Raw genomic sequence first — 7,808 nt, forward strand, 5'->3', positions numbered from 1 at the left:
TGCAAAGGTTTTTTGACTCGCCCACTCAACAAATATTTTGTTTTATTGGCACATCTTATTTTTTCCGCTTTACTAAATAAAAAAACTGTTGTAACTGTAGCTTATGAAAATATATGGAATCAGTGGTCTGGGAGCCGATGAAAGGGTGTTTCAGTATTTGGACATAGAAGCAGACTTTGAACCTATTGCATGGATTACACCACTAAAAAACGAAACCTTGCCAGCCTACGCCCAAAGGCTGGCCGCAGTAATAGATACCAGTCAGCCTTTTGGTTTGCTAGGGGTAAGCTTTGGTGGTATGATAGCCGTAGAAATCAGTAAAAAACTGTCTCCTAAAGCTACTTGGCTCGTATCATCGGTAGCCACCCGCACCGAGCTGCCCCGGCTGTATCGAGTAGCAGGAAAATCGGGTATTTTACGCCAACTACCCACGTGGTTGTTTCGACCTCCTGGCTTTGCTTCACGTTACTTCTTTGGCACACAAAACCCTTTGCTTCAACAAATTATAGACGATACTGACCTCAAATTTGCCAAGTGGTCGGTCAATCAATTGACCCGCTGGCAAAATATGGAGGTTCCTCCAAACCTTGTGAGAATTACAGGCAGTAAAGACCGCACATTGCCCACAACAACTATTGCCAATACCCACGTCATTCCACAGGGAGGACACTTTATCATCGTAGACCGGGCGAAGGAAGTAAACCAAAAAATTAACGAAAGCATAAACAAACTTTGTTGAGGTAAGTTATCAATGCGTATTCAAACTTGGCATACCTACCAAGTATTTCCACCAAGCAATTATTTCTTTTTAAAAAAGATGGCATATAGACTTATCATATTCTTATTGATCAATTTTGCTGCCCTGGCTTTAGGCGCTATGTTTACAGGCAAGGGAGTACCTTCTGAATGGTATATAAACCTTAATAAAGCTCCCTGGACTCCTCCAGGCTGGGTATTTGGAGCTGCCTGGACAACTATTATGGTATGCCTGGCAATATATATGGCGTACGCCTGGCGGTCAATCCCCGACCGTAAATTACTGATTGGCTTGTTTGCGCTTCAGTGGGTGCTCAACGTATTGTGGAATCCCGTCTTTTTTGCGATGCACCAAGTAGCTTTAGGACTCATCATTATCTCTTTACTTACCGTGTTGGTGGGGTATTTTCTCATAGGTTGGTTTCCTTACCTCAAAGCCAAAGCACTGCTAGTACTGCCCTATTTTGTATGGTTGCTCATTGCTACCTCGCTCAATGCTTATATCTTGTTGAAAAATTAACAGGTAGTCGTAAAAACCATTGAATGTTGGAAGTACAACTAAATAAAACCCTTATGTCGGCACAGGGTACTATGAAGCTAGAGGTAGACACGGTGATTGAACCAGGCAAAATTACCACCTTGTTTGGCGAGTCAGGGGCAGGCAAAACCTCCGTGTTGCGCATGCTTGCCGGGTTGCTCAAGCCTGATGGAGGCAACATAGTAGTCAACGGTAGGGTATGGTACAATGCAGCACAAAAAATAGCGCTTCCGCCTCAAAAACGCAGTATTGGCTATGTTTTTCAAGATTATGCCCTGTTTCCTAATATGACAGTACGCCAAAATCTTGAGTTTGCTTTTGCCAGTAAAAAAATAGCCCGCCAAAACCAGGTACAAGTTGATCAATTGGTAGAATTGGTAGCCCTACAGTCATTGCAACACCGCAAACCCCACACGCTCTCTGGTGGCCAATGCCAACGGGTGGCATTGGCTCGCGCCCTTGTTACTCAACCCGATTTGTTGTTGCTCGACGAACCTCTTTCGGCGCTTGACCAAACCATGCGACAAAGACTACAGGATTACTTATTGCAGCTTCATCAAAAGTTTAGCCCTACTATTTTACTGGTCAGCCACGATGTAGGCGAAATTTTCAAAGTATCGCATCAGGTGTTGGTACTTGAGCATGGACACATTACCCAAAAGGGCACTCCTCGTCAAGTTTTTGCCCAACAACAAATCAGTGGCAAGTTTCAGGTAGTAGGCAAAGTACTCGACATTGTAACTGAAGGGGTAGTCTATATTGTATCGGTATTGGCAGGCAACGAGATAATAAAAGTAGTAGCCGATGCAAGTGATATTACACAATTGAACCCAGGCGATGAGGTATTGGTAGTAAGCAAGGCTTTTAATCCTTTGATTAGAAAACTGTAAAAGTGCCTGTGATGTATGATATAAAAGCAGCTACACACCAATAAATGCATAACTGCCTCCAGGTATTATTTTACTGCTTATATACCTTGCCATCTTTCATTACAAAAGTCACTCTTTCTAAGGTTTTGATATTTTTAATGGGATCTTCGTCTACAGCAATAATATCGGCATACTTGCCTGCCTCCACACTTCCCAAATCTTTGTCTAGCCTTAGTAACTGGGCGCTCACTATAGTGGCCGATTGAATGGCCTTCATAGGGGGCATACCTGCCGCTACCATATAGGCAAACTCTTGTCCGTTTTTACCATGTTCCGACACGCCTGTATCTGTACCATAAGCTATTTTTACCCCAGCCTTGTATACTTTTCGAAAGGTTTTTTTTACTTGAGAGCCTATTTTCAAAGCTTTAGGCACAATCACCGCAGGTAACTGTTTTTTTCTGGCCATTTTTACCACGTGCTCGCCTGCCGAAATAGTAGGCACAAAATAAGTTCCGTATTTTTTCATCAATCGAATGCCCTCATCGTCTATCAGGGTGCCGTGTTCTATAGAGTTGATTCCCGCCCTAATTGCACGTTTGATGCCCTCGGCACCGTGGGCATGGGCAGCGGTTACCAGGTCAAGGTCGTTGGCAGTGGCTACTATAGCTTTTATTTCTTCTTCGGTAAACTGAGGGCGGCTCCCGTCTTTTGCCACACTCAATACTCCACCAGTAGCCGTTATTTTTATCACATCGGCTCCTACCTTATACTGATACCTTACCGCCTTTCGGCAATCATCTACTCCATTGATCACCCCTTGGGCTGGTCCGGGGTCTCCCATCAGGTCAAGTCTGAAACCATTGGTAGGGTCGGCGTGTCCTCCGGTAGGCCCTATAGCCTTACCTGCCGTAAACACACGAGGGCCTTTTGCCCACCCCGAATTGATGGCTTTGCGCAAAGCAATGTTTACACCACTGCCGCCCAGATCACGCACAGTAGTAAAACCTGCCATCAGGGTACGATCGGCATATTGTGCCGCTCTAAAAGCCACATCTTCTTTGTTCATTGTAAAGCGTTCTACATAACGGTTGGGCTTTAGCTCTCCCTCTAGGTGCACGTGCATATCCATCAACCCTGGCAATACTGTTTTGTTTTTCAGGTCAATGACTTGAGCATTTTCAGGGGCTTTTTTATAGCCTTTTTCTACCGATTGTATGCGATTTTGTTCTACAACAATCGTCATTTCTGATTGCACCTGGTCACCTTTGCCATCAATCAATTGCCCACAATAAATATAAATGGTTTGAGCGTTTGCTTGTATACTCAGGCACCCAAGCACTACAAAACTCAAAAATAGTAGAGTAAATCTGTTCATAAGCCGTTTTATAAAATTAAGCGGTTGTTTCGGTTCAAACCTACTTATTTTGTGGCATTATTTTCCGTTAAGGGAATTTTTTTTAGGCTTACTGCATTTGTAAAATGTTGAAATAAACTGTTTTTATGATTTATGTCCTCACAAATCAAGATGAAAAATAGTAGGATAGATTGTTCTTGTTGCTTGCAGCCTGCCTCTCCTACTGGTGACACATAAAATTGATTGAGCTATACAGCATAGCTTACCTGATAGGATGGGTATTCTATAACTTATTATTATGTTAAGTAAATTGTAATGGAAATCAAATGTCATACAGAAGCCTCCGATATTTGGGCAGAATATAAAGAAGGCTTACGAAATTATATCCTAAAAAAAGTCAAAGACTCTGATACTGCCAACGAGTTGTCGCACGAAGTTTTAATGAAAGTATATAGTGCTTGTTGTTCGGGCAATCAAATACGTAATGTGCGGTCGTGGCTCTACCAAATAGCCCATAACACCAGCATAGATTATCTGAGGAAACAGCAAAAAACAAGTGCTCCACTACCAGAGCTCGCCGATCACCCAGAGGATAATACTTATCAAGAAGCCATAGAGTTGGTAACTCCCCTGCTAATGTTGCTTCCGCCCAAATACGCACTGCCCCTCAAGCTGGCCGACATTGATGGAGCAAAGCAAGCTACCATTGCTCAACAGTTGGGCTTAAGCCTTACGGCAACTAAAAGCCGGATTCAACGGGCGCGTAAATTATTAAAGGAACTAATTATGGAGTGTTGCCACATAGAAACTGACCACCAGGGCAACTTGATGGCTTTTGGGGTAAAAAATACCTGCGCACCTTTACAGGCCTACCTGAAAGGTAAAAAAGATATTACATGTGGCAACAGTAGTAAACACAATCATTGCTAAAAAACTCTTGATGAAAAACCTCTTTCTCTTTTTATTTGTATTGCTGCCTCAGGTGTTGATGGCACAACAGCCCCCTGTCATTTGGCTGGAAACCAACCACCAAAAAGCTGACTATGGGGTGCTAAAAGTGAAAAATTTACCTGAGCAATTACTGACTGCTTTGCGACAAAAAAAACCGCTCGCTCAAGACTGGAAAAAGTTGTTTCCGGTATATACTGGGGGTAAAAAACCTACAGATATTGACCAGCCCAGCATTATAGGTGATTATTTTATCACACAAACCCTGCTTTGTTTCAAACCCCGTTTTTTTTGGGTAAACGACCTGCACTATTACTGCGAACTTCGCCTGCTTGAGTTAGCCAGTTTTGTTCAACAAAATTATTTATTTAGCCACCCCAGCCTATCTTACCGTTTTGAGATCAATGCACCATCTTCGCCGGTTACTTCTGTAACCAAGGTATACCCCAGTGCCTCGGCATTACCCGCCAATTTGCTGCGGATGTATGTGTATTTTTCGGCTCCTATGCGGCAAGGTCAAGCCAAAAAATTTGTCAAAATACGAGACGCCAATGGAGCAGAAGTGCCCCATGTGTTTGTACCCATCAAAGAAGAACTCTGGAACCATAATCGTACACGACTTACTTTGTTTTTTGACCCTGGGCGCATCAAGCGGGGGCTTCGTCCCCACCACGAATCAGGTACACCGCTCAACCCCGGACAAGTTTATACGCTGGAAATAGACAAAAACTGGCAGGATGCCCAAGGCAGGGAGCTCAAGGCGTCTTTTCAAAAAAGGTTCACGACTACTCAGGCCGATCGTACCCAACCTAATCCAAAAAAATGGGCATTACAGTTGCCCAAAGGCAATAGTAAAAAGCCACTTGTTATCAATGCATTACACACAATAGACCACGCTTTGGTACTACGCTATTTGTATATAAGCAACGCAGAAGGCCAAGAAGTAAAGGGCAAATGGAGCACTGCTAACACCGAAAAAGAAATAAGGTTTACTCCTGCCCAACAATGGCTGTCAGGCAAATATACTTTACACATAGATACTCGTTTGGAAGACCTGGCGGGCAATAGTGTCCATCGCCTGTTTGATGTAGACACTCAGCATACCCAAACGCTCGCCAATACAGCAGCTACGCTAACCATTAATTTTGAGGTTTTTTAAGGTGGGTAGAATGTCAAATTTAGAAAAACCTGAATCTAATTCGAAAGATTTAAAAATCAGAGGGGAAAAAGTTTACAATCCCGAACTTGTCGTCAAGACTCAACAAAGTTAAAGTCATACAAAATTGAGCTTATAGTGTAATTAACTCTTTGGTAAATCTAATTCTCAACATTGACACCTGACATATAATAGAAGGGAGATGATGGCTAAAACCTTGTGTAGTGGGTTACGTACAACAAAGCAAATTAACCATCTTTAAATATATAGTTCATGAACATCTTATACGGATTAATTCTGATTGCTTTAGGTATTCTTGCTTCGCCGTCACTGTTGCTTTCACGGCGCCCTGATGCAAAAGAAATTTTAGATAAAATTGCCCCTTACCAAGGTTGGCTGGGGCTTATATTCTGTGCCTGGGGAATTTGGTCTATCATCAAAACATTTTTGTTTATAGGCTTACTTAAATACCACGCCTTGTGGTGGTTTACGTGGCTTGCCGGGGGCATTACCGAAGCCGTACTGGGTTTTATATTAGGCTACGCCACCATCAACAAGTTGGTGCTCTCTAACAGTGAAGAAGCACAGGAAAAAGGAGAAAGACTCATTGCCCGCTTGCGTCCTATTCAGGGCAAACTTGGGGTAATAGGTATTGTTTTGGGGGTTTGGATGATCGTTGCGCGATTACTTTTTTATTAAAAACTACTCAACTCCTGGTGCATTGGGGATTAAATAAATATATTATTTATTCGAGGGTATTTTGTTTGCTGACGCACTTCAAAAAGTGCGCATAACCAAAGCTACGTAAGCTTTTTGAAGTAAAGTAAGCGAGCTAAAGACTCCGAATAATATGATAGGAATTTAGTTTCCAGTGCACTAGTCACAAAAACAGCAAAATGTAATATATTTTGCTGTTTTTTGCTTAAGAACTGTCCATTTCAAACCAATATACAGGTATTGATAGAACGCTTGGTAAAGCACTTATTTGAACACTTGCTACGCTGATTGTAGACTACACAACACCTTTTGAGTACAATGAAAAAAAACTACTGGATACTTTTTCTGTTAACGACCATACTATCTGTTGCCACCAGCGCACAAACACCCCACGATTCTACCAAAATAAATTTTATTGCTTATTGGGCAAAAGGCGATGTGTATAAGTTTAGAGTAACTAAAACCGAAAAAAGGTGGAAAAAAGATCAATTGACGAAGGACAATAAGAATTCTTATATTGCTCGTTTTGAGGTAATAGACTCTACCGAAAAAAGCTATAAAATTAAGTGGCGTTATGAAAACAATTTGCAAAAGCAGCTTGCCATTCCTCCGCAACTACGGGATAAATTTACCAAGTATAAATTCTTAGATGTGATTTATACTACCAACGAGTATGGTGAGTTTCGAGGCATTGAAAACTGGCGGGAAATAGGGAAAGTTATGGAAGAGTTGATACAAGAAACCATCAAAGCAATAAGCCCTAAACTAAACACTGCTGCCAATGTCCAACTGAATAAGGCAATGATTCCTTTATTGGCTATGTACAAGTCAAAACAAGGGCTCGAACAATTGGTTTTTAAAGAACTCTCTTTGATCCACTCCCCTTTTGGGGCACAGTATAATGTAGCTGATAGTGTACAATATGAAGACCAACTCCCTAACCTGTTTGGCGGGGCTCCTATAAAAGCGGATGCCAGCTTATACTTTCAATCGGTAGATACCGCCCAACAACGCTGTATCATGGTACAACAGCTCAATCTGAATCCTAAAGATGCCATGCAAATGATGACAGATGTTTTTAAAAAGATGGGACTAACTGCTGACAAGACCAGGGATGTACTAAAAAATGCCCAACTCGATATTCGGGATCGCTACAAGATGGAGTTTTACTATTACCCAGGAGTACCCATCAAAATAGCTACCCAACGAAAGGTAACTATGTCTATAGAAGGTTCAGAGGGACGCAGGCTAGACACTATGACCATCGAATTGGTCACAGATTAATTGTTGATCTTTCACTCCTTCTCAATTGTTATCCGAAAAGCATATATATTTCCTGTTTTTGTTTATTACTCAATTTTCGAGGGCTTCTAAAACATCCTCTTTTCTCTAAGAAAGTGTTTTAAAATTCCTGGAGCCTTGCCAACATGAGGCTAATCATACCCAAATATATAAAAGATTCAGCAC

8 protein-coding genes are annotated in these 7,808 nt (G+C 41.9%); 7 read left to right on the forward strand and 1 reads right to left on the reverse strand.

Annotation, left to right across the window (positions count from 1 at the left end):
• The first annotated feature begins 103 nt into the window (after positions 1 to 103).
• From Q0954_RS31765 to Q0954_RS31775, 3 genes are all read left to right on the forward strand, one after another.
• Positions 104 to 739, forward strand: a complete 636-nt coding sequence (locus Q0954_RS31765; RefSeq protein ID WP_299465276.1) for an alpha/beta hydrolase — start codon at positions 104 to 106, stop codon at positions 737 to 739.
• Between the two features lie 78 nt (positions 740 to 817).
• Positions 818 to 1,276 (forward strand): TspO/MBR family protein, encoded by a 459-nt coding sequence (locus Q0954_RS31770; protein WP_299465279.1) that lies wholly within the window; start codon positions 818 to 820, stop codon positions 1,274 to 1,276.
• 23 nt (positions 1,277 to 1,299) lie between these two features.
• A complete protein-coding gene (locus Q0954_RS31775; protein ID WP_299465283.1) occupies positions 1,300 to 2,184 on the forward strand; it encodes an ATP-binding cassette domain-containing protein in 885 nt (294 codons plus the stop codon).
• A gap of 70 nt (positions 2,185 to 2,254) precedes the next feature.
• On the opposite strand, the gene Q0954_RS31780 is transcribed toward Q0954_RS31775, so the two are convergent.
• The gene (locus Q0954_RS31780) at positions 2,255 to 3,541 is read right to left on the reverse strand and encodes an amidohydrolase family protein (RefSeq protein ID WP_299465285.1); all 1,287 of its coding nucleotides are present in this window, start codon (positions 3,539 to 3,541) and stop codon (positions 2,255 to 2,257) included.
• 294 nt (positions 3,542 to 3,835) lie between these two features.
• Here Q0954_RS31780 and Q0954_RS31785 point away from each other — a divergent pair, with 294 nt between their 5' ends.
• From Q0954_RS31785 to Q0954_RS31800, 4 genes are all read left to right on the forward strand, one after another.
• Positions 3,836 to 4,450, forward strand: a complete 615-nt coding sequence (locus Q0954_RS31785) for a sigma-70 family RNA polymerase sigma factor (protein WP_299465288.1) — start codon at positions 3,836 to 3,838, stop codon at positions 4,448 to 4,450.
• Between the two features lie 10 nt (positions 4,451 to 4,460).
• Positions 4,461 to 5,627: a hypothetical protein gene (locus Q0954_RS31790; RefSeq protein WP_299465291.1), complete on the forward strand. Its 1,167-nt coding sequence runs from the start codon at positions 4,461 to 4,463 to the stop codon at positions 5,625 to 5,627.
• 270 nt (positions 5,628 to 5,897) lie between these two features.
• Entirely contained in the window at positions 5,898 to 6,323 is a 426-nt protein-coding gene (locus Q0954_RS31795) for a hypothetical protein (protein WP_299465294.1), read from the forward strand.
• 336 nt (positions 6,324 to 6,659) lie between these two features.
• Positions 6,660 to 7,625 (forward strand): hypothetical protein, encoded by a 966-nt coding sequence (locus Q0954_RS31800; RefSeq protein ID WP_299465296.1) that lies wholly within the window; start codon positions 6,660 to 6,662, stop codon positions 7,623 to 7,625.
• Positions 7,626 to 7,808: the final 183 nt, after the last annotated feature.

This window comes from uncultured Microscilla sp. (genome assembly GCF_947493425.1).
Classification (GTDB): Bacteria; Bacteroidota; Bacteroidia; order Cytophagales; family Microscillaceae; genus Microscilla.

Bases quoted from the DNA above. Each gene is read 5' to 3' on its own strand.
- Q0954_RS31800 (WP_299465296.1), top strand. From the start codon at position 6,660: ATGAAAAAAAACTACTGGATACTTTTTCTGTTAACGACCATACTATCT.
- Q0954_RS31790 (WP_299465291.1), top strand. From the start codon at position 4,461: ATGAAAAACCTCTTTCTCTTTTTATTTGTATTGCTGCCTCAGGTGTTG.
- Q0954_RS31785 (WP_299465288.1), top strand. From the start codon at position 3,836: ATGGAAATCAAATGTCATACAGAAGCCTCCGATATTTGGGCAGAATAT.
- Q0954_RS31775 (WP_299465283.1), top strand. From the start codon at position 1,300: ATGTTGGAAGTACAACTAAATAAAACCCTTATGTCGGCACAGGGTACT.
- Q0954_RS31765 (WP_299465276.1), top strand. From the start codon at position 104: ATGAAAATATATGGAATCAGTGGTCTGGGAGCCGATGAAAGGGTGTTT.
- Q0954_RS31795 (WP_299465294.1), top strand. From the start codon at position 5,898: ATGAACATCTTATACGGATTAATTCTGATTGCTTTAGGTATTCTTGCT.
- Q0954_RS31780 (WP_299465285.1), bottom strand. From the start codon at position 3,541: ATGAACAGATTTACTCTACTATTTTTGAGTTTTGTAGTGCTTGGGTGC.
- Q0954_RS31770 (WP_299465279.1), top strand. From the start codon at position 818: ATGGCATATAGACTTATCATATTCTTATTGATCAATTTTGCTGCCCTG.